Source organism: Sulfurovum sp. MH2-6 (assembly GCF_058374785.1).
The window spans coordinates 2,188,562-2,209,775 of the sequence record NZ_CM178170.1 but is presented as its reverse complement, the minus strand read 5'-3'; the positions used below and the strand labels follow the sequence as shown (position 1 = coordinate 2,209,775).

General features: G+C 44.0%; 20 protein-coding genes and 1 pseudogene. 18 read left to right on the top strand and 3 right to left on the bottom strand.

What is annotated here, in order from left to right; translation table 11 throughout:
• The first annotated feature begins 1 nt into the window (after position 1).
• The 14 genes from AC4JOV_RS11220 to AC4JOV_RS11155 all read left to right on the top strand — a co-directional run bounded on the left by AC4JOV_RS11220 (position 2) and on the right by AC4JOV_RS11155 (position 13,669).
• A complete protein-coding gene (locus AC4JOV_RS11220; protein ID WP_229937498.1) occupies positions 2-1,159 on the top strand; it encodes a MalY/PatB family protein in 1,158 nt (385 codons plus the stop codon).
• Complete coding sequence (gene dacB / locus AC4JOV_RS11215) at positions 1,156-2,865, top strand: D-alanyl-D-alanine carboxypeptidase/D-alanyl-D-alanine endopeptidase (RefSeq protein WP_229937499.1); 1,710 nt, start codon at positions 1,156-1,158, stop codon at positions 2,863-2,865. Before AC4JOV_RS11220 ends, dacB begins: the two co-directional genes overlap by 4 nt.
• Before the next feature lie 45 nt (positions 2,866-2,910).
• The gene (locus AC4JOV_RS11210) at positions 2,911-4,044 is read left to right on the top strand and encodes a succinyldiaminopimelate transaminase (protein ID WP_229937500.1); all 1,134 of its coding nucleotides are present in this window, start codon (positions 2,911-2,913) and stop codon (positions 4,042-4,044) included.
• Entirely contained in the window at positions 4,037-4,642 is a 606-nt protein-coding gene (locus tag AC4JOV_RS11205) for a hypothetical protein (protein WP_229937501.1), read from the top strand. The genes AC4JOV_RS11210 and AC4JOV_RS11205 overlap by 8 nt, the downstream gene beginning before the upstream one ends.
• Positions 4,643-5,968: a UDP-N-acetylmuramate--L-alanine ligase gene (murC, locus tag AC4JOV_RS11200; protein ID WP_229937502.1), complete on the top strand. Its 1,326-nt coding sequence runs from the start codon at positions 4,643-4,645 to the stop codon at positions 5,966-5,968.
• Between the two features lie 153 nt (positions 5,969-6,121).
• Positions 6,122-8,344 carry an endonuclease MutS2 gene (locus AC4JOV_RS11195; RefSeq protein ID WP_229937503.1) on the top strand — a complete coding sequence of 741 codons (2,223 nt, stop codon included), beginning with the start codon at positions 6,122-6,124 and terminating at the stop codon, positions 8,342-8,344.
• Between the two features lie 16 nt (positions 8,345-8,360).
• Entirely contained in the window at positions 8,361-8,819 is a 459-nt protein-coding gene (locus tag AC4JOV_RS11190; protein WP_229937504.1) for a 3D domain-containing protein, read from the top strand.
• 134 nt (positions 8,820-8,953) lie between these two features.
• Positions 8,954-9,520, top strand: a complete 567-nt coding sequence (locus tag AC4JOV_RS11185) for a hypothetical protein (protein ID WP_229937505.1) — start codon at positions 8,954-8,956, stop codon at positions 9,518-9,520.
• Positions 9,520-10,533: a PQQ-binding-like beta-propeller repeat protein gene (locus AC4JOV_RS11180; RefSeq protein ID WP_229937506.1), complete on the top strand. Its 1,014-nt coding sequence runs from the start codon at positions 9,520-9,522 to the stop codon at positions 10,531-10,533. Before AC4JOV_RS11185 ends, AC4JOV_RS11180 begins: the two co-directional genes overlap by 1 nt.
• Entirely contained in the window at positions 10,526-11,347 is an 822-nt protein-coding gene (locus tag AC4JOV_RS11175) for a tyrosine-type recombinase/integrase (RefSeq protein ID WP_229937507.1), read from the top strand. Before AC4JOV_RS11180 ends, AC4JOV_RS11175 begins: the two co-directional genes overlap by 8 nt.
• Positions 11,348-11,372: 25 nt before the next feature.
• A complete protein-coding gene (locus tag AC4JOV_RS11170) occupies positions 11,373-11,705 on the top strand; it encodes a hypothetical protein (RefSeq protein ID WP_229937508.1) in 333 nt (110 codons plus the stop codon).
• A 4-nt stretch (positions 11,706-11,709) separates the two neighbouring features.
• Positions 11,710-12,333 carry a type III pantothenate kinase gene (locus tag AC4JOV_RS11165; protein ID WP_229937509.1) on the top strand — a complete coding sequence of 208 codons (624 nt, stop codon included), beginning with the start codon at positions 11,710-11,712 and terminating at the stop codon, positions 12,331-12,333.
• Between the two features lie 18 nt (positions 12,334-12,351).
• A complete protein-coding gene (gene hisG, locus AC4JOV_RS11160; RefSeq protein WP_229937510.1) occupies positions 12,352-12,972 on the top strand; it encodes an ATP phosphoribosyltransferase in 621 nt (206 codons plus the stop codon).
• Positions 12,962-13,669, top strand: coding sequence for a class I SAM-dependent DNA methyltransferase (locus tag AC4JOV_RS11155; RefSeq protein ID WP_229937511.1), 708 nt, complete (start codon positions 12,962-12,964; stop codon positions 13,667-13,669). Before hisG ends, AC4JOV_RS11155 begins: the two co-directional genes overlap by 11 nt.
• On the opposite strand, the gene mrtJ is transcribed toward AC4JOV_RS11155, so the two are convergent.
• On the bottom strand, positions 13,666-14,103 hold the full coding sequence (mrtJ, locus tag AC4JOV_RS11150; protein ID WP_229937512.1) for a JDVT-CTERM system glutamic-type intramembrane protease MrtJ: 438 nt from the start codon (positions 14,101-14,103) through the stop codon (positions 13,666-13,668). The two genes, AC4JOV_RS11155 and mrtJ, sit on opposite strands and share 4 nt — an antisense overlap.
• 4 nt (positions 14,104-14,107) lie before the next feature.
• The gene (locus AC4JOV_RS11145; RefSeq protein WP_229937513.1) at positions 14,108-16,738 is read right to left on the bottom strand and encodes a S8 family serine peptidase; all 2,631 of its coding nucleotides are present in this window, start codon (positions 16,736-16,738) and stop codon (positions 14,108-14,110) included.
• 402 nt (positions 16,739-17,140) lie between these two features.
• Between AC4JOV_RS11145 and AC4JOV_RS11140 the strand changes: the two genes are divergently transcribed.
• Positions 17,141-17,860 carry a hypothetical protein gene (locus tag AC4JOV_RS11140; RefSeq protein ID WP_229937514.1) on the top strand — a complete coding sequence of 240 codons (720 nt, stop codon included), beginning with the start codon at positions 17,141-17,143 and terminating at the stop codon, positions 17,858-17,860.
• A gap of 243 nt (positions 17,861-18,103) precedes the next feature.
• Here AC4JOV_RS11140 and AC4JOV_RS11135 read toward each other — a convergent pair.
• Positions 18,104-18,220 (bottom strand): annotated as a pseudogene (locus tag AC4JOV_RS11135) (30S ribosomal protein S18); the annotation flags it as partial.
• A gap of 195 nt (positions 18,221-18,415) precedes the next feature.
• Between AC4JOV_RS11135 and AC4JOV_RS11130 the strand changes: the two are divergent.
• Genes AC4JOV_RS11130 through AC4JOV_RS11120 form a run of 3 tightly spaced genes read left to right on the top strand, consistent with a single transcriptional unit; the run spans position 18,416 to position 21,204 of the window.
• On the top strand, positions 18,416-19,006 hold the full coding sequence (locus AC4JOV_RS11130; RefSeq protein WP_229937515.1) for a TetR/AcrR family transcriptional regulator: 591 nt from the start codon (positions 18,416-18,418) through the stop codon (positions 19,004-19,006).
• A gap of 3 nt (positions 19,007-19,009) precedes the next feature.
• Complete coding sequence (locus tag AC4JOV_RS11125; protein ID WP_229937516.1) at positions 19,010-19,903, top strand: NADH-quinone oxidoreductase subunit B family protein; 894 nt, start codon at positions 19,010-19,012, stop codon at positions 19,901-19,903.
• Entirely contained in the window at positions 19,903-21,204 is a 1,302-nt protein-coding gene (locus AC4JOV_RS11120) for a nickel-dependent hydrogenase large subunit (RefSeq protein ID WP_229937517.1), read from the top strand. The genes AC4JOV_RS11125 and AC4JOV_RS11120 overlap by 1 nt, the downstream gene beginning before the upstream one ends.
• Positions 21,205-21,214 lie beyond the last annotated feature (10 nt).

Sequence of the window (21,214 nt, the reverse complement as noted above, 5' to 3'; positions counted from 1 at the left end):
GATGAGAGTGGAAGCAGTACAAAGAGAGGGAACCTACACTGTTAAACTAGATGAAGCGGTCAAAAAGTTCGGTAGTGATGATCTGCTGCCGTTATGGGTGGCCGATATGGATATCGCTTCACCGTTATGTGTACAGGAAGCATTGCAAAAGCGGGCAGCCCATCCGGTCTATGGTTATACCGTCTATCCTGACCGTTATTTTGATGCGATTCAAGTGTGGTACCTGAAACGGTTCGGATGGCGTATTGAAAGAGAGTGGATCGTACCGGCTTACGGGGTTGTGCCTTCACTCAACTTTGCGATCCATGCCTACAGTAGGGAGGGGGACAGTATTATCGTGCAGACTCCGCTCTATCCGCCGTTTTCAGGTTCGGTACGCAGACAGGGTCGGCAGGTTCTGGATAATCAACTGATCTATCAAAACGGCTCTTACGCTATAGACTTTGCCGATTTTGAAGCCAAGGCAAAGGAGGCGAAGCTCTTTTTGCTCTGCTCACCTCACAATCCTACAGGAAGGGTATGGGAGAGAGAGGAGCTGGAAAAAATGATCGATATCTGTCTGGAAAACGAGGTGGTCATTGTCTCCGATGAGATCCATGCCGATATCGTCTATAAAAAGATGCATCATGTATTGGGAAGTTTTGCGAAAGTAGCGCAGCACTCTGTTGTGCTTAATGCCCCGTCCAAGACATTCAATATCGCAGGGCTGAACAGCTCCTATGCGATCATTCCGAATAGGAAATTGCGTCATGCCTATATCCATGAGCAAAACAGATCAGGGATTACAAACGGTACCCCTTTTGGTATCGAAGCATTGATGGCAGCCTATGAGGGAGGTGAAGGATGGTTGGACGAGCTGAAAGTTGCACTCTGGGAGAATGTAGTGTTTGTCAAAAGCTTTATCACTGCCCATGATCTTCCCTTCAGAGTGGTGGAGCCTGAAGCGACTTTTTTAGTCTGGATCGATTGCCGGGGATTGGGACTCTCTTCAGAAGAGTTGGCAGCATTTTTTATCAATAAGGCAAAACTCGGGCTCAATGAAGGGGTGAGTTTCGGTAAAGCGGGAGAGGGATTTATGCGTTTAAATATCGGCACCTCCAAAGAGGTACTTCACAAAGCGATGCAGCAGCTGCTTCGTGCCTATGAGGAGCTCAAGTGAGAGGTATCCTTATATGGTTTGTGGTCTCAGTCTGGCTTTTTGCGCTTCCTGCAGACATTCAGTACTTTCTAAACAAGTCAAAACTTCCGAGTAAAGATGTCAGTATCTATATCAAAGAGCTTGGGAGTGACCGGGTAGTGGCATCACTCAACGCAGATAAGATACGCAAACCTGCCTCAGTGATCAAGGTCGTAACCGCCTATGGGGCGCTGTTGAAGATGGGGTTTGATTACCGTTGGCCGACACAGTTCTATACGAATGGAGCGTTGCATTCAGGAAGCCTGGAGGGTGACCTTGTCGTCAAAGGGCATGGCGACCCCTCTTTTGGCTCTGATGATCTGCCGGAAATTGTCGAGCAAATCAAACAAAGAGGTATTCATCAGATCCATGGGGATGTGGTGATAGATAGAAGCTATTTCGATGTAGGGGATAAGGACAGTGCACACTTTGATAACTACCCTTACAGTGCCTATAATGCATGGCCTGATGCGATGATGTTCAATGAACGTACCAGTACGGTCTGTATCACACCCCGTAAGAAGTCTGCCCATAAGGAGATAGAGGATCCAAGCTACAAGGTAGTCAACAGAGTGAAATTTGTCAACAGATCATGCCGTGGAAAATATGCATGGGCAGGTTCCAAAGTAGATATGCAATCACCAGTACCCCAGCTGATACTGACAGGTGAACTTTCAAAACACTGTAAAGAGCGTCAGGTATGCAAGATCGTTACCAAACCCTATAAAGCTTTCTACTATGCACTCAAAGAGGCACTGGAGAAAGAGGGGATCAAGATCACTGGAGGATTGAAGCTTTCGCGTGTTCCCCCGAGTGCCAAGCTTTTCTATATCCACCGCTCAGAGCCCCTTGAAGAGATCATCTCAAAAGCCTTAAAAGAGAGTAACAACATCTATGCCAGACACCTGTTGCTACTCACCGGTGCAAAGGTCTATGGTGCACCGGCTACGGTAGAGAAGGGGAGAAAAGCCGTGATCAACCTGCTGAAAAGTCAGGGTGCCCTGCGTTCAGGAGCATTTTTCCTGGATAACGGTTCGGGGCTCTCCAGACGTTCTGAAATGTCTGCAAGGATGTTTTCTGAAGTCTATGAGAGTGCCTACAGGGTTTTAGGTACCCGCTGGATGGAGACCCTCTCTATCGCAGGGAAAGACGGTACGATCAAACAACGTTACCGCTATAAACCGGCGCAAAAAAGAGCCTGGATGAAAACAGGAACACTCAAATATGTGAAAAATATCGGCGGCTATGTCAAAGACAGAGCCGGGAACTATTACAGTGTCGTGATCCTGGTCAATACAAAAAGGGGAAGATTCCGCGCGGTGGAACTGCAGGACAGTATCATTAACTGGTTGGCACAATCCAGGAAAACACCAAATGAAGATAGCGCCAAAAGAGCTTCAAAACAAGTGGACCGGCCTGCTACTATAGAGACAAAAGAGGCATCCTCTACACCGAAAAAGGGTAAAAAAACTTCAGGGAACTACTATATACAGATAGCGTCCGTGACGAAGAAGCCGGATAGTCACTATCTCTCCAAGATAGAAAAGAGCGGCTTTAGCTATAAAGTAGTCTATGAGAAGCGCTACAAGGTACTGATAGGAGGATATCCAAGCAGGGAAAGTGCGCAAAAAGCACTACCGAAGATACGTCAGAAGTTCAACAAGGGTGCGTTTATTGTAACAAGGTAATTACGGTATAATCTTTCTTTAATTTATAGAGCATATAGGACTGTAATGAACTTCGAAACCTATCCTTTTGAGAAATTGAATAACCTGCTGGAAAACATTACTCCAAATGAGGTATTTTCACCGTTGAGTCTAACGATCGGTGAGCCTCAGTTTGATACACCGGAATTTATTCAACATGCATTTAGCGAGCATAGTGAGCTGCTCAACAAGTATCCCAAAACAGCAGGAGAGGATCTGCTGAGCGAGGGGATGCTTCAGTATCTCAAAAACCGTTTTGATCTGGAGCTGAATAAAGATCAGATCATCCCTAGCTTCGGGACCAGAGAAGTACTCTTTAATTTTCCGCAGTTTTTACTGCATGATGTAGAGAACCCTGTGATGGTATTCCCCAATCCGTTTTACCAGATCTATGAGGGGGCAGCCAAAGCAAGCAGAGCCGAGGTGATCTACCTGAACCTGAACGAAGAAAACAACTTTCAACCTCTCATCGATGAGGAGCAGTTGGCCAAAGCGGATTTCGTGATACTCAACTCACCAAACAACCCGACTTCATCCGTGATGAGTATGGAGGACATGAAGCAGTGGGTCACACTGGCACTCAAACATGATTTCGTACTGCTCAATGATGAGTGTTATGCAGACCTCTATCTGAATGATCCGATCCCTTCTCTGCTCAATGCCAGTATAGAGGCAGGTAATGGGAGTTTCAAAAACGTGTTGGTGATCAACTCGATCTCAAAACGCTCTTCTGCTCCAGGTCTTCGTTCCGGATTTATCGCCGGGGATGCAGCGATACTGAAAGAGTATATGGTCTACCGAACCTATATCGGCTGTGCATCACCGCTGCCATTGCAGTATGCAGCTGCAGTTGCATGGGCAGACCAGGATCATGTCGATCTCTTTAGAGAGAAATATAAAAAGAACTTCGAAGTAGCCAAAGAGGTTCTCGGAGTCGATGCCCCGGAAGCAACCTTTTATATCTGGCTCAAAGTCGGTGACGAGATCGCTTTTACTACAAAACTCTATGAGGAGTACAACCTCAAAGTGATTCCCGGATCTTTCCTTGGTAGGGAAGGTGAAGGAAAAGGGTATGTAAGACTTGCCCTGGTCTATGAAGCGGAAAAAACAAAAGAAGCGTTAGAACGTATAAAAATGTGTATGGGAGAGATAAATGAATAACGAAATGCCGGACATTCACGCCGAAGAGCTCAAAAAAGACCCTGAGTTCCTGGCAAATATAGAGAGACTGGAAAAAGAGTGTAAAGAGGAGCAGAGTATTGCCAAAGGATATCAGCTTTTGGACGCGAGACTGATCATCGAATCACCTGAAGATGAGATCAACGAGATCTTCACCTTTATTGTGAACAGTGCTTTTGATAAGCTTGCGGAGAACCTGACTTCAGGGAAATCATTTGATATGAGTGATGCAGAGGATATCGCAACGGCACGTGCGATCTATGAACATGCGATACAGCGTTACAGTGAAAATGATATGAAGGGTGCCAAGGAGATGTTCCTGGTACTCAACTATACGATAGACCATGCAGCGCTAAAAGATGCGATGATGATCCATGCCTGTGCAGTGATGGCCGGTAAGAGTTTTGAGGACTTTATCGAGAGTATGGTAGATATGGAGGGGATAGATGTAAATGATCCTCTGGCATTTTTTATCCAGAACTTTACGCAACCGACCGATATCCTTCTTACGATGTTTGCCAAGTATGTCAAGCAGGGTGAAGAGGAGCTAAAAGTACTTGATGAGAGTAAAGATCAATAAATGACTACTCAGAAGAAAATTCACTTTATCGGGATCGGGGGGATAGGACTCTCTGCCCTGGCAAAATTTCTTGCAAATGACGGGCATAAGATCTCCGGTTCCGATATCAAACAGACCGAGATCACCAATGATCTGGCAACCAACTTCCATGCCAAGATCACCATACCACACCATGAAGATGCTGTCGAGGGTGCGGATATCGTCATCTACTCTGCTGCTGTACGCCCGACCAATGTGGAGTATCAAAAAGCAAAAGAGCTGGGTATCACACTCCTTTCCCGTAAAGAAGCCCTGAAGTTCATACTGGGCGGGAAAGAGGTCTATGCCGTAGGCGGAGCACACGGCAAAAGTACGACTTCAGCGATGCTCTCTTCTTTGATCCCGGACTCCAATGCATTGATCGGTGCGATCAGTAAAGAGTTTGGCTCCAATGTACGCTATGCTGAGAACAATAAAGTGGTCTTTGAGGCGGATGAGAGTGATGAGAGTTTTTTGAACTCCAATCCTTATCTGGCGATCGTTACCAATGTGGAACCCGAACATATGGAGTACTACAACTACGATGAGACACTCTTTTACAACGCCTACACGAACTTTCTCTCCCTGGCAAAGATACGCGTGATCAATGCTGAAGATGAATTTCTCGCTTCATTGGAGATGGAGAGCGTCAAGCTCTATCCGAGCAGAGAGATCAAAAATATCGAATTTACACTGGTAGAGGGTAAACCGCATACAAAGTTTGAACTACGTGATCTGGGGACATTTGAGGTATTCGGACTGGGGGAACATATCGCTTTGGATGCAGCACTGGCGATACTGGCAGCACTGGAGCTTGGTGAGTCGATTGAGGATATCAGAAAGCATCTCTCTTGCTATCAGGGGATCAAGAAGCGCTTTGACATTATCCAGGACAGAGAGGCGTGTGTAGTGATCGATGACTACGGCCATCATCCTACCGAGATCAGGGCCACGATGGAGGCACTGAAGACCTATCAAAACCTTAGAGGGTTTGGAGAGCTCAATGTCATCTGGCAGCCGCACAAGTATAGCCGTACGATGGATAACCTCCCGGGCTTCGTCGAGTGTTTTGAAGGTGCGGATGAACTGGTCATCCTCCCTATCTGGGCTGCAGGTGAGATCGAGGTGGATATCGATCTGAAGGGAGCCTTCAGCCGTTATAATCTTTTGATGGCAGATGCGGTCACCCAGGAGGACGGCATTGTCAAAGTCCTGAAAGAGGGGCGTGTCATACGGGAGTACAGCCAGGGGCTCATCACGGCATTCGGTGCAGGGGACATCACCTATCAGATCAGGGGTGAAGCGTAAGGCTTACGTTCAAGGTGCCCACCAAAGAGAACTCCTGAAGTGATGAAAGGGCTTTCTTTATCCTTGGATGGTACCTTGTAGCTACTGTAGGATATTGGAAAATGGAGCAAACGTGATATAATTCTACCAATAAACATTTTGGGAATTTATCGCGTGAAACAAGAAGAGACAAAACAAAAATCTATCATCCAAAAGCTTGACCTGGACGGCTATATCACACAGTTCAAACACTTTTTTGCCAGAGAGAAATCTGTGGTGATGCAGGGGGATATCAACCAGCACTTCCGCTATATCAAAGCACTCTCCTCCGTAGAGTTCCCTCCGCCAAAAGAGGTCAAAAACCTTGATCTAGAGCTCAATCTGATCAAAAAACAGGCGGTACTCGGACTTGAAGAGATCTATGCATTCGTCACGATGATCTCCTATTTCAACCGTCTTAAATCACAAAGTTTACAAGAGCCGCTCTCTTCATGGCTGCACGGTATAGAGATCCCTGATGAGATCGTTGAGATTATCGACTACTTCACGGCTGAAGGGCAGATCAATCCCGAGCGTGACCCCGAACTCTTCAGTCTTGAAAAATCCATCAAACAGAACAAGATCGATATCAAAGAGACACTTTATAAACTGACACACTCTGCAAAGCTCAGAGAGTACCTGGTGGATACACAGGTACACTTCAACGGCGGGGAAGAGACGCTGCTTGTCAGGGGTGGTTTCAACAACACGATCAAAGCGACGGTAGTTGCCAGAAGTTCAGCAGGACACTTCTATATCATCCCCCAAAGCATCTCCCATCTCAAAGAGAAAGAGTCTGCACTGCTCAGCCACAAAGAGGAGGTGATCTACCGCTACTGCAAAGAGATCTCTGCCAAATTTACCAAATGGGAACGTTTTCTGGCCTTCATCAACAAAGAGTATGACAGGTTTGACCACTACCAGGCGCGTGTACAGTTCGCAAGAAGCAAAGAGTACGAGTTTATCCTCCCCAGCAAGTCCAAGCGTATCAAACTCGAGGAGTTTGCCCATCCTGCCATCGAAGAGCCTGTACCGGTCTCAATCGACCTGGATAAGCAGGTGATGTTGATCACGGGAGTGAATGCAGGGGGGAAAACGATGCTTCTGAAATCTCTGCTCAGCGCGGTCTATATGGCAAAATATCTCCTGCCGTTCAAGTGTAATACGGCCAAGAGCGAAGTGGGGCACTATAAAAGTATCGAAGCGGTCATTGATGATCCCCAGTCGGTGAAAAACGATATCTCTACCTTCGCCGGGCGTATGCAGGAGTTTGCAAAACTCTTTGGCAAAGAGCATGCGATCGTTGGGGTCGATGAGATCGAACTGGGAACAGACAGTGACGAAGCAGCAAGTCTCTTTAGGGTTCTTCTTGATGAACTGCGAAAAAAAGGGATCACCTTTATCGTCACGACACACCATAAACGTCTCGCTTCGCTTATGGCAAGTGATGATCAGGTGGAGCTGATCGCGGCACTCTATGATGAAGAGAAACGGCTCCCTACCTATACTTTTTTACAGGGAAGTATCGGAAAGAGTTATGCCTTTGAGACAGCAGAACGTTACGGTATCCCCGAGCGTATCGTAGCACGTGCAAAAGAGGTATACGGTGAGGATAAAGAGAAACTGAACGAGCTGATAGAAAGATCGACTGCCCTTGAGCGTGAGATGAGAGAGAAGATCAGAAAAGTGGATGAGGAACTCTCTGCTGTAGAAAAGAAAAAACAGCATCTTGAAGATCAGGAGTTTAAACTCCGGGAGAGCCATAGAAAAGCGGTCGCAACCCTGGAAAACCGTTACAATGCAGCAACAAAAAGAGCCAGAGAGGCGATGAAAGCCAAGGAGTCCAGTGAAGGGAGAAGACTGCTCAACGAAGCCCACAAGCACAAAAGTTTCACGCCTAAAGAGATGAAAAAAGAGGAGAAAGAGGCGTTAAATGAGGGCGATAAGATCAAGTACCGCTCCCACAAGGGGGAACTTCTCTCTATCCGTGGCAAAGAGGCGACGATAGAGGTAGACGGACTGAAGATGAGGGTCCCGCTCAAAGAGTTGAAAAAAAGGGGAGAAGAGCCGAAAGTGAAAACACCGCAGAAGCCCAAACAGGCCACTGTAGCGGTGGAAAAAAGCGGGGCTGCTGTTTCAGTGAAGCTGCTTGGAATGTATGCGGATGAAGCGATCGATACCGTCGATAAATTCCTCTCCGATGCGATGGTCAACAACCTGAATGAGGTACAGATCATTCACGGTACGGGAGGCGGTGTGCTGGCCAAACTGGTCACCGAGTATCTGAAAAAACATCCCAAGATCAAAAAGTTTTATCGTATGCCCGGCAATCTGGGGATTACAGTGGTGGAACTCTAGGAAAGAAGGAGCCGTTGTGTCCAGAAGTACAAAAGGCCCTCTGGGGTACCTTCCTCTGCTTTTTACGGTCACCCTCTTTGCAACGGGGTGTGCGATACAGCAGCCGTTATCCGCTTCTCCCCTGCACCCACCTAAAAAAGAGATGAAAAGGATGCAGGTCCATGCCACCGCATATACTTCTCGGCTAAAAAGAGAAAATGCCAGGTATCCTGTCGGGGCATGGGGAGATGCTTTAACCCCCTCATGTCGTGCTATTGCGGTTTCTGACGATCTGATAAAAATGGGTTTGGGCTATCAAACCAAGGTAAGGATAGAGGGGTTGGAAGGAGAGTATCAGGTACTGGACAGAATGCACCCCAAATGGAAAAAAAGAATCGATCTCTATATGGGAGATGAGATTCAACGGGCAAAAGAGTGGGGTATCCGGACGGTGACAATAGTGTGGGAACACGCAAAAGGGCAAAAAGCAGAATAGGAGATTTATAGAGTTGTTTGATCTGGAAGGGAGATGGAGGGGGTGCACTTCATCGCTTCTTGAGATAAACTATAACCCAAATCTTAACTGCAAAAGGTATAATATAATCCATTAATTTAGTTGAGGAGATTGCAGTGAATATTGCAGACGTGAAACAAGAGTTGAGTAGTGATGAAAAAGTACTTGAGAGTGCTTTTAAACTGGAAACGCTCTATAAGAAATATAAAGTAGTGATCTGGGGAATCATAGGGGTATTGATACTTTTCTTTGTCGGTAAAAACGTTATGACTGCAATGGAAGAGTCAAGGTTGGTTGAGGCTAACAGTGCATTTTTAACCTTGCAGCAACATCCTGAAGATACGGCAGCACTCACTACACTGAAAGAAAAAAATCCGGCACTTTTTGAACTCTACAGTTATGCACAGGCTGCAAAAAAAGGGGACAAGAGTACTTTGACAACTTTGGCTCAAAGCAGCAATACAGTGATCTCGGATGCAAGTAAATATAACTTGGCAGTCATGGAAAACAAGACTACAGACTCTGTTCTTTACAAAGAGATGTCACTTTTGGAAGAGGCGTACCTTGCGATTGAGAACGGAGAGGTAAAAAAAGCTCAGGAGACTCTTGGTATGATAGACCCGCGTTCACCGGTCGCTACACTTGCTCAGCTTCTGAAACATTCTACGATAAAGGCTAACTAATGAGATATTTGGCACTAGTTGGAGTTACAGCTGCCTTACTTTTTACCGGGTGTAGCAGTAAAAAATATTTTGAGCCGGAAGAGACTTTTAGCGCGTCTAAAGTAACAGGCAGCTATGAGAGTAATATCCTCTCTGTAAGCAGAGACGGTGCAACGCTGGAAAACAGCAGATATATCAGTAAAACAGAGGGTATCCGATCGATAAGTCTGGCGAAAGGGTACAGATTTTTAAGTGAGAACTCCCGCTATCTATTGGCTTCGGATATCAAAGGTACGCTTCAGGTGATAGATAAAAAGAGCCATAAGGTAGCACGTGAGATCTCTTTTGATTCTCCTGTCGTCATCGCAGCGATAGAAGATGAAAAAATCGCCTATATTCTCAACAACAACAGTTTCGGTCTCTACAGTATGCAGGCCGACAAAAAGATGCTGGAGGAGAAAGCAGATGAGACCTACGCGGTAGATGTCAGAACGGCTACGCCGATATTTATTGACTCGCTTACTATTTTCCCTATGTTGGATGGAAAACTGATTATCGTGAACGGGTATGAAGTCACAAATGGAAAAGTGGTATATCTCAGCAGTGAGAAGGTATTTAACAATGTGATCTACCTCTCAAGAACAGGCAACACCATGGTGGCGGCTACACCGAAAACAGTGATTACCCTGGGGGGAGCCGGAGAGAAGGAGTATAGGGCAAATATCTCTGAAGTAGTGGTAGCAGAGGGAATGATCTATCTCTTTACCAAAGAGGGTGAGATCATTCAACTGAACATGCTACTTGATGTCATGAACAAAACGAAATTCAAGTTTGCTCACTACTCTGTGGCTACAGTAGCCGGAGGGAAAGTCTATGCCCTTGATCAAAAAGGTTCACTCATCGTCCTTGATGCTTCACTCAGTAAAAGCAGGATCTATGATATTGGTGAAGTGGAACGCCCGGCATTTATCTCCGGGACAAAGCTTTACAAAGACGGTGATGTCATAGAGCTTTCAAAATTAGGTTATGAGTAAGAGCGATATCCTTACCGCCTTCGAAGAGTACCTCAGTGTGGCCAAAGCACTGAGTACTCAGACCATATCTTCATATATTTCCGATCTGGAACAGCTTGAACTCTCCTCTAAAAAAGTATTAACGAAACTTGATACCAATGATGTTGTAAGTTTTTTGGCGGCATTTGAGAATAAACGTACACTCAACCGTAAGCTCTCTTCGATCAATGCCTTTTTCCAGTTTTGCCACATTCATGATTTTACGGCAGTGAAGGTCAAAATACCGATGGCAAAGGTGCCCCAAAACCTTCCAAAATACCTGAGCAGCGACGAGATCATGAAAAGCATCTCATTGATCGACCGTTCGACGCTGATGGGGATGAGGGATTATGCCTTGATACTCTTTTTGTATGCAAGCGGTTGTCGTATCTCAGAAGCCTTGAATGTACAAAGGGAAGATATCGTCGACGGCTGGCTGAAGATACGTTTTGCCAAAGGGGAAAAAGAGCGTGTCGTGCCGCTTGCTCCTATTGCGATCACAGCACTGGAAAGCTACCTTCAGCATCAGCAGATGCACAGCCCCTATCTGTGGCTGAATTACCGCGGAGAGGTATTGAGCCGTATTTCGGCCTTTAAGATCGTCAAAAAGTATCTGGGGGTCTCACCGCATGTATTGCGTCACTCCTTTGCCTCCTCGCTCATCATAGGAGGAGCAGACCTGCGCGTTGTACAGGAGCTGCTTGGTCACAGTTCCTTGGAGACTACACAGATCTATACACATATCCAAAAGCAGAACCTGGCTGAGACGATGCGAAGTTACCATCCGTTGAGTTAAGCGATAAATAGGGTATGATACAGATATGAAAGAGATCACAGAGTATTTACGGAAAAAGCACCTTATCTTCAAGTCATTCAAAGAGATAAAGCCAAAAGAGCTAGGCTCACGAAAGAGAGTGGAGATCTATCTTGGCGTTGATCTTAAAGCTTACTATACACTGGTGATGCAGTTGGATAAAAAGAGCAGAGTAGTGCAAAAAGAGGCACATGAGCTGATGGAGTTGCACGAGAGGCTTGAAAAGAGGATCGAGGCCAGGATCACGCAAAAATATATCTTGATCGATGCCCCGCTCTGTTCCAAAGCCAAAGCACTTCTGGAAGCACATGGCTGGGTAGTCTGGGAGAAAGGAGTATAGCGCATTGGAGCAAAGGGTTCTAGCCGATATAGGCAATACACATGTGCATATCCTGGATCATGGAAAGATAGTTCATCTGGAGCATGAGGAGGCACTCAACCGTTATCAAGAGAGAAAACTCTACTATATCTCCGTAAGTCATGCAATCGACCAGAAGATCACAGCGCTCAAAAACTGGGAAAATATCGCTGAGAAGATCGTGCTGAAAGGTGCGTATGATACGATGGGAGTGGACAGAAAAGCACTCTGTCTGAGTCATAACAACGGTATCTTTATCGATGCTGGTTCGGCGATCACCGTTGATATCGTGAAAGAGGGGATCTATAAGGGAGGGTTTATCCTTCCTGGGATCAAGGCATACCTTGAGGGCTATAGGAGGATATCTCCGGCACTTGATATCCGGATCAATCAGGAGATAGCACTTGATAAACTTCCTCTTACAACCAAAGATGGGATAAGCTATGGTATAATCGCGTCTATAAAAGCACTCATCGATCAGCACAGGGATGATCAAACCCTCTATTTTACCGGAGGTGACGGACGGTTTTTAAGCCGCTTTTTTAAAGATGCGATCTTTGATGAACGGTTGGTATTTGACGGGATGGACAAGGCACTGGGTGCAAATTAAAAGTTAAGGACAGACTGTATGTTGACAGTAGCACTTCCAAAAGGAAGAATAGCAGAGCAGACGCTGGAAATCTTTGCAGAGATATTCGGCGGAGAGTTTAAGTTTGAGGGGCGTGAGCTGATCCTGGATATGGGTGAATTCCGTTTTTTAAATGTTCGTAACCAGGATGTACCGACCTATGTAGAGCATGGTGCAGCAGATATCGGTGTCGTAGGCTTGGATGTGATCACCGAAAAAGAGCTGGATATCATCCAGCTTCTGGATATGCAGCTTGGCAAGTGTAAAGTGGCGATCGGTATCAAAAATGAAGATGAACTGGACTGGAGCCGTCCAAATATCAAAGTGGCGACAAAAATGGTCAATATCACCAAAGATTACTTTGCACAGAAAGCCGTAGGGGTAGAGGTGATCAAACTTTACGGTTCTATCGAACTGGCACCGCTGGTTGGTCTTGCGGATGCGATCGTGGATATCGTTGAGACCGGTAGTACGATGAGAGAGAACGGATTGAAAGTGGCAGAAGATATCATGGACTCCTCTGCACATCTTATCGCAAACAAAAACAGCTATTATGCGAAAAAAGATGAGATCCTTTCACTTTATGAGAAGATCAAAGAAGTGGTAGAGCGTGCCAACTAACACATCAGATTCACTTGATCTCTATGCCAAGGTAGAAGACCTTCTTGGTATCGAGGAGGCGACACCTCGTCTCTATGCCCACTATCTCCTTTTTTTACAATCTATTCAGCCCAAAACACTGCTTGATGTGGGCTGTGGATCCGGGGATTTCCTGCTGCAGATGCAGAAGGCATTGAAGCTTGAGGAGGCCAAAGGGATAGACCTGAGCCCGCTGATGGTTGAGCGAACCAAAATGAAGGGGGTGGATGCAGAGTGTATCGACCTGTGCGATCTTGAGGGCAAATATGATGTGATTACTGCAGTCTTCGATATGGTCAACTATCTGGATGCCAAGGCATTGCAAAGATTTTTGGGATGTATGGCTGATCACCTCAATGAGGGCGGATATTTCGTCTTTGATATCAATACCCTTTATGGCTTTGAAAATGTCGCCGTGGGAGCCTTTATCGTAGATGATGAAGCACGTTTTTTAGCCATCGACAGTGATTTCGAGGAGGGGAGCTACCGGATGGAACTTACCCTCTTTGAAAAAGAAGAGGATACTTTTGTAAAGACCCAGGAAGAGATCACCCAGTACTATCATACCCTTGAAGCACTCTCTTCGCATACAGCGCTTGAACTTGTCAGCTATGACAAAATAGCGCTTTATGAAATGGATGATGCCGATAAACTCTTTGTTGTTCTGCAAAAAATCTAACGCAGACTACCTACAAACAGTATAAAATTCAAATTATAAAATGCATGCAGGATGATGCTGGGGAGTATCCCCTGGTACTGCTCTTTAAAGTAACCAAACACCAAAGAGGGGATAAAAACCAGTATGATCCAGAATGCTTGATGGTAGACGAGATGAAGCGCGGCAAAAAGCAGAGAGGTAAGTATATTGGCGGCTGAAAGAGAACCCAACAAGTGGAGTCTCTTCGTTTTAGCGGCGATAAACTCCTGTATCACTCCCCGAAATGCCAACTCTTCGACCAGAGGGAAAATGATCACGCCCCATAGGAGTATTTGCTTCTTATCAAAGAGTGATTCAATTCCCGGGGTATCTGTTGTGCAGCATAGATAATAGGTAAGGCAAACTACGGGAGCAGCAATGAGTGCAGCTCCGTAGTCGCGTTCTCTTTTTCCCATACGGTTACCTAATGATTTTCCGTCTCCATGGATAGAGTAAGGAGAGCATGAGGATCACGAAGAACATCGCATCAAACTTTTTAAGGTTTGGGTTATAGGTACAACCCCCGCCTCCGCCACTGCCTGTATTGTTGTCTCCGACAGTGACCGTAACGGTAGTCGGTGAACCATCAGCATTGCCGTCAGTAGGGACATAGCTAAAGGTTTCTATACCCGAGAACGTTTCAGCAGGTGTATAGCGTATTTGATCTCCTACGATTGTTGCACTTCCCCCTTGAGAACATGGCGTAAGACTTTCCGGTTTGATATAGATTCTATCATCCTCGGCATCACTATCATTGGAGAGGACATCGATCGTAACAGAGGTATTGATATCTGTTCTGGCTGTATCATTGATACCTTGGGGTGCATCATTGATACCTGTGACGGTAACGGTGACGGTTGTCGCGTTGCCATCCGATTTTCCGTCAGTCGGTACATAGGTAAAGGTTTCTGTACCAAAGAAGTCTTTGGCCGGGGTATAGAGTACCCTGTTGTCACTTATGATCGCACTTCCTCCCTCTGAGAAGGCAGTAAGGCTTCCGGATTTGATGGATAAGGTATCAAGGTTGATATCCGTATCATTCAGGAGTACATCGATGATGACCGGAGTATCTTCATCTGTTGCTGCTTCGTCCTCTTCTCCGACAGGTGCCTGATTTGTCATTAGGAGCATTGTTCCGGCATTCAAGAGACCGGAGGTTGCTATTTTGTTTTCATAGGTGCTTTTATCGGTGACACTTTCAAAGAGGAGCTGTTTTCTTTCACCGGCGTTGAGATTATCATCGATTGAGGCTAAGAGCGCAATAGCTCCCGTAACATGAGGCGTAGCCATTGAAGTACCTTGTTCAGTAGCGTAGTTACTGTGCTCTACTGTACCGCTGGTGATAGAGATATCATCGATATTGTATCCCTCATAGACTATCAGGTTGTCACTGAGTCTCAAAAAAGCGATATGCAGATCCGGGACCATGTATTCTTCGGGTATGATCAGAGAGAACGCTTTCCAATTTGCCCCGAAATCACCGGAAATAGATTGGAGTGGGTGCCATGTCTCTCCCCCGTCTTTTGAAAGTTGGATGGTCAGTGGATCCCAGGTATCTTCAGTCCTACCGTAGACCTTCATCGTCAGACAGACTCCTGTTTCAGCTGTAGAGAGGTCAATAGGGCTTTTTATCAGGGCAAGTTGTGCCCTATAGTTCTTATAGTCTGTTCCGGGGCTGTCACTCAAGGAGTGGTTCTGTAGATCATCTACAAGAGGGATGGAACTATCCAATTTCCAATGTTCATCGGGAATATCATTTTTTTCGGAATCTTCGGTATCGTAGGTGAAAAACTCCCAATTGTCTGTACCGTTTTCAAAATCTTCTGTGAAGTATTGGACTCTGGTGTCAGGAGTACATGTACTTGGTACGGTACTCCATATATCGACTCCGGGAGCAGCCAGGTCGACACTGTCAGGACCGTAGTTGGAAAAAGTGGCAAGGTCTCCATTTTTATCTGATGCAGCAACGGATATCACATTGGCGACCTCATAGCTGGCCGGATAAACCGGTATGAGGTCATTATTGCGTGCCTCATTTCCGGCAGATGCAGTAAAAAGAATATTGTGGTCATTTGCCACCTCTATCGCTTCTTTCAACGACGTGTTTTCTGTCTCGGCACCCCAGGAGTTATTCAGGGCTACGATATTGACCCCCTGTTGTTTCAGTGCATTAAAGTAGTTGATACACTCCACTGCAGCACTGGTATATCCGCTTCCTGAAGCATCTAAAAACTTGCAGGGTATCATTTTGACATTCCAGTTGACACCCACAATACCTATGCCATTGTCTCCTACTGCACCGATCGTACCGGCAACATGTGTGCCATGCATATTGTCATCCATCGGATCACTGTCGTTATTGACCGTATCGATACCATGGATATCATCGATATAACCGTTGCCGTCATCATCAAGGTTATTATCTGCTATCTCGTTGGGATTTGTCCAGATATTAGCACTCAGATCGCTATGGGTATAGTCCACTCCTGTATCAAGGATACCTATGACAATGTCATGAGAGCCTGTGCTGAACTCCCATGCTGAAGTGGCATTGATATCTGTGATAGGCTCATTGTCATTTTCCAACCCCCACAGATCACCGAACTTTGGGTCATCAGGATCCCCTACCTCGTAGGCATGAACCACCTGATCTTCGGTTACACTCTCTACACCCGGTATATTTTTTATCGTTTCGACCAGTTCATCGAGAGTTAATGTAGAAGAGGAGATGACCAGAACCTGTCTACGTGGGGAGGTCTTACCTGAACTTGATGCTTCTTCTCTCTTTTTTGGCCCAATAAGGGGAAAACTCTTTTTTATTTTGAAGTTGCTGTGGTTTAGATCGATGGATTCCATAAAAGACATTTTTGCATCTTTGCTTGTGAAAACAGCAATAACCTGAACCTTCCTCTTGTGAGGAGTCTCTGCATCGGTCGCTTTCGATTTGACCTGAATGGAATCTTTAAGATTCTGCATCACCGTTGAGGTATCAGCGAGTGAAGGAAGTGTGAACAGACTGTATAAAATTAAGCCTCTTAAGTAAATTTTCATTAGGAAACCCCGTTTATTTATTATACAAAGTATATCAAATAATTTAGAATCAATTATAAAAATTTGTTAAATAAGAAGGGAAAAGGAAGTTGAACATTCAATGTAAGAGATACCGGCAATCTGCCTATATTGCCGTGATAGATGATGAAAAAGGCTGATCTGGGTAAATAATCCATCTATCAGATCTTTCGTCTGAACATTGAGATGAGTGTATGTTTCGATTGAAGTTTTCTTTAATCTCTTGGTTGGTTGAAGTTGCTATCCGGATATAGGGTAGGGACCCGTTTTCTCTTCTGTACAGTTCACAATGTATGCTATTTTTTATCAATAAACACTATTTTAATACTCGCTCTATATAATAGTTCTGTAATAGCATAACATTCTATACGGGGGAGGGGAAGTATGCATAAATCAAATCAATTGTTTGTTTTGTTTTGTTCCGCTGCGGTTATTGGTATGGGGATCAATGGATGTGAAGATTCAAAGAAGCGCAGCGTTGCAGATATAGCAGAAATAAAAAGTCCGCTTTCTTTAGCTGAAAATAAGGTGAAGCAGGCCGGAAGTGCTACAGAGCTTACAACCTATGTGCTCAGAGGAGACTCAACGACAGCAGAAGAAGCATTTCATTCGGAGAATGATGTACTGGAGATCACTATTGCACAAAAGGTCAATGCATTAGAAGAGGATACAGGGAAGATAAAAGTAGCTATGGCAGGAAGTGAACTGCCTATTGTTACGGGTGAGATAATCCCATGTGATATAAACGGGACCTACTCGGCAGAGATAGAAAAGGAGAAAAGCAAAGGATCCTTCGTGCTTACTTTCAATCAATGTGAAATGAGAGAAAGTGTAGAAAACCAGTTTTTTATAGATGTTATCACCCAGTCAAGTATACTGGAAGATATGATTCCAAGCGGTGTTGATGGTTGGTCGTATGATGGATTTGTCTCTTTGCACTATACGATAGCGTCTGATAGTCTCAATGTGCACTCAAGCACCTCTGATTTGAGTGTGGTTGCTAAGGAAGGGGATACGATGCTTGGGAAACTGGAATCATCATCAAAACTGAATGTTGAGCTGGGGTTAACCGAGGAGATGAGAATGTCACAACCTTCACAGTGAGACTGAAGTCTGATGCACCTTCCGGAGCGTCGTGCTCTGTAGCATTTAAGCGGTTGATTTTACTTCAAAAATAATCACTCTGGAAGAAGCTGAACCGGTTCTATCCATACCTTTTGACACAGATATCTTTCTATAGATTTCTTATGCGGAAAATAACTCTTCTGTATGATTTTTGAGGAATAATAGAATAAATTTGGGGAGGTAATCACTCCACCGAAGCGGCGGAGTAGATGAGAGGCGATCTTACTTGATCATCTCAAATGGAGATTCTACAACGTTCTTTCTGTCAACGATGTATGGGATAAGAGCTGTTTGTCTTGCTCTTTTGATTGCAACTGTTACCATCTCTTGGTATGATTCAGGATCTCTCCCAGAGTGAGAATTTAAGTTGTGCCAAATCTTTGTAGAATCTTAGTATACTCTATTAGAAGGAGGCTTTATAGGATTGTACAGGCAGGTTTAAAATGAAATTTTTGATAAGTATATGAAGGGTGAGAGTCAATAGTATATAATAATTTATGTTAAAATACATTCAATGAAAAAAAAAGGATATTCGTGAAAGCCGAGAAGAAAGCATTAAAACGAGAATCTATTATAAAAGCCGCTTTGCAACTTTTTTCTGTAAATGGTTTTCATAAAACCACTATTCCCGATATTGCTGCAAAGCTTCAAATGAGTGCGGGGAATGTCTATAATTACTTTTCATCTAAAGATATCTTGGCGCAGGAAATTATCAAGTATACTTCTAAAGCATTGGGAGAAGAGATACATAAAGTTAATATGATGGATGTCAGTGCTAAAGAAAAGATTGAGAAGATTGTTGAAATTTATTTTATGATGGCGCAGGATAAGCCGGAGATGATTGAGTATTTTTTACGTGTATATCTTTCTAACCGTGAAGTCTTTCATCAAGGTTGTGAAGGGATGGTTTGTGTTTCCGGGTTTATCACTGAAATCATGATTTTCTTTGACGATTCTGTTTCTTCTGGAGAGTTGCGAAATCAAGACTTCTTTTCTGCTTTTGGATTGTTCATGGGGTACTTGGGTGGAATGGTTTTTCTCAATGGAGAAGAGGTTTTACCTAAACCTATTAATGAATATATAGATGATATTTCCTTTAACATATATAATGCGTTAAAGGCATAATATATGAGATGCCAAAACAAACCTAAATTGCTTTGGCTGCAGTCTATCACTTGTAATGGGAACACACATTCCTTTCTAAATCATCCAGACCTCTTTTTTATACTTTCACATTTTGAAGTTGTACATCATCCAGTACTTGATAGTTCATACAGTATGGAAGATGTAATAGCAGGGATTGTCCCCTGTGATATACTCATACTTGAAGGTTCTTTTCAAAAAGAAGGGTTTTTGAAAAGTGGTGTGGAGGTGTCATCCATTATAAAACATTATGCAAATAAAGCCCAACATATTATATCTGTTGGGACCTGTGCAACTTTTGGAGGGATATTTAAACAAAAAAACCCTGAGACAATTTCAGGATTTTGTTTCAATGCGGAAGAGAAGACGGAGCGTTATAGTACGTACGCTTCCAAACTTATATCACTACCGGGTTGTCCAATACACCCTAAGTGGCTCTCTTATGTCCTTTTGATGATATCAGGAAAGAACAAAGTTCCTATTGACAACTTACATCGTCCAGTAGAACTTTATGGATATACAGTACATATGGGGTGTACACGTAACGAGTATTTTGAATGGAAGATAGATACCAAAACTTTTGGACTTAAGGAAGGTTGTCTTTTTTATGAGACTGGATGCCGGGGGCCTTATACTAGGGGAAGTTGCAACAAGATACTATGGAATGATATCAATTCTAAAACACGTGCAGGAACCCCTTGCTTTGGTTGCACGGAACCTAACTATCCGCAAGAGTCACTTTTTAAAACAAAAACTAACATGGGAATACCCGACAAGATTCCACTAGGTGTATCTAAACGAGCATATTTGACGCTTACCGGTGTTGCCAAGAGTTTTACAATTAAACGTTTCACGGAACGACTTATGGAATATGACTAATGACTAATGTAACCGTCAAAACACTTATAGAGAAGATAGAAGGTGAAGCTGAACTGGATTTCACATTTAACCAAGGTAAAATAGAGGATGTAAAGATAAACTTTGGGTTTTACCGAGGTATAGAAGAAATACTTAGAGGTCACGACGCTTGGGATGCTTTAGTGATAACACCAAGAGTTTGTGGTATTTGTAACCATGCACACCTCATAGCTGCGGTGAGTGCAATAGAAAACGGATATGAAAATGCGGGCTTAAAGATAGATCTTACTTCCAAAGCAAAAGCCATACGAGAATTTACCTTGTCATGTGAACTCATACAAAACCATATTAAATGGCTTTATATGACTATACTCCCACAGCTTGAAAAGCATGCAGGAGCTGTTAGTGAAGAAAATTATGCGATTAAGGCTACATATCTTGCCTCTACTATTACTAAGGCATTAGCTGTTTTTGCAGGGCAGTGGCCACATTCTTCTTATGCTATTCCTGGCGGAGTGACCTGTGATCCAACACATCTTGATGTGATGCAAGCACAAACCCTTGTAGATGAAAGCATAAAATTTTTTGAAGAAGTAGTGGTTGGACTTTCTCTAGATGACTATCTATCAATAGAATCAATCTCTAATCTCGATCAAATACAAGGTGATCTTGGCAAACTATTACACCTTATGTTAGCTAATCATATGGGTGATAAAGGATACAGTCATGACAGATTTATTGTATTTGGTGATTGCATCCTTTCTAAACCGGGAAGGTCTGTGATTACAAATGTTACAAATGTTGATATCTCCCGTGTGCTAGAAAGTGAACAAGAAGGTACTGTTGCAAAGGCTGTAACCTATAAAGATAAATTTTATGAAGTAGGGCCGTTAGCAAGAGGAATGGTTGCTAAAACACCACTGGTTAGAAGTTTACATAAACGCTTTAAAGATTCTGTATTGTCTCGGGTATTTTCACGTATACATGAAGTAGCACTTTTGTTGGATTACTCTAAAAGTTTGCTCAATAACTTACAACTAGATGAGGTATCTTGTGTATTGAATGCAGATGTTCGAGTCCATGATTTTGATGGTGTAGGTATCGTAGAAGCTGCAAGAGGTTCACTCATACATAAAACAACGGTTCGCGATGGCATCATCACAAAGTATGCCATTATTACACCAACTCAGTGGAATCTTGGTAATTCTACAAACGGTGAACAGGGCATAGCGATCGAAGGCATGATTGGTTCATCAAGTATAGAAGAAGCAACGTTTATTTTTCGTACATTTGATGTCTGCTCTGTTTGTACTACACAATAACATATATTTA

Excerpts from the sequence above, each read along its gene's own strand:
- murC (WP_229937502.1), top strand. The coding sequence starts at position 4,643 with ATGACTACTCAGAAGAAAATTCACTTTATCGGGATCGGGGGGATAGGA.
- AC4JOV_RS11220 (WP_229937498.1), top strand. The coding sequence starts at position 2 with ATGAGAGTGGAAGCAGTACAAAGAGAGGGAACCTACACTGTTAAACTA.
- AC4JOV_RS11175 (WP_229937507.1), top strand. The coding sequence starts at position 10,526 with ATGAGTAAGAGCGATATCCTTACCGCCTTCGAAGAGTACCTCAGTGTG.
- AC4JOV_RS11145 (WP_229937513.1), bottom strand. The coding sequence starts at position 16,738 with ATGAAAATTTACTTAAGAGGCTTAATTTTATACAGTCTGTTCACACTT.
- hisG (WP_229937510.1), top strand. The coding sequence starts at position 12,352 with ATGTTGACAGTAGCACTTCCAAAAGGAAGAATAGCAGAGCAGACGCTG.
- AC4JOV_RS11180 (WP_229937506.1), top strand. The coding sequence starts at position 9,520 with ATGAGATATTTGGCACTAGTTGGAGTTACAGCTGCCTTACTTTTTACC.
- AC4JOV_RS11205 (WP_229937501.1), top strand. The coding sequence starts at position 4,037 with ATGAATAACGAAATGCCGGACATTCACGCCGAAGAGCTCAAAAAAGAC.
- AC4JOV_RS11140 (WP_229937514.1), top strand. The coding sequence starts at position 17,141 with ATGCATAAATCAAATCAATTGTTTGTTTTGTTTTGTTCCGCTGCGGTT.
- mrtJ (WP_229937512.1), bottom strand. The coding sequence starts at position 14,103 with ATGGGAAAAAGAGAACGCGACTACGGAGCTGCACTCATTGCTGCTCCC.
- AC4JOV_RS11210 (WP_229937500.1), top strand. The coding sequence starts at position 2,911 with ATGAACTTCGAAACCTATCCTTTTGAGAAATTGAATAACCTGCTGGAA.
- AC4JOV_RS11120 (WP_229937517.1), top strand. The coding sequence starts at position 19,903 with ATGACTAATGTAACCGTCAAAACACTTATAGAGAAGATAGAAGGTGAA.
- AC4JOV_RS11125 (WP_229937516.1), top strand. The coding sequence starts at position 19,010 with ATGAGATGCCAAAACAAACCTAAATTGCTTTGGCTGCAGTCTATCACT.
- AC4JOV_RS11170 (WP_229937508.1), top strand. The coding sequence starts at position 11,373 with ATGAAAGAGATCACAGAGTATTTACGGAAAAAGCACCTTATCTTCAAG.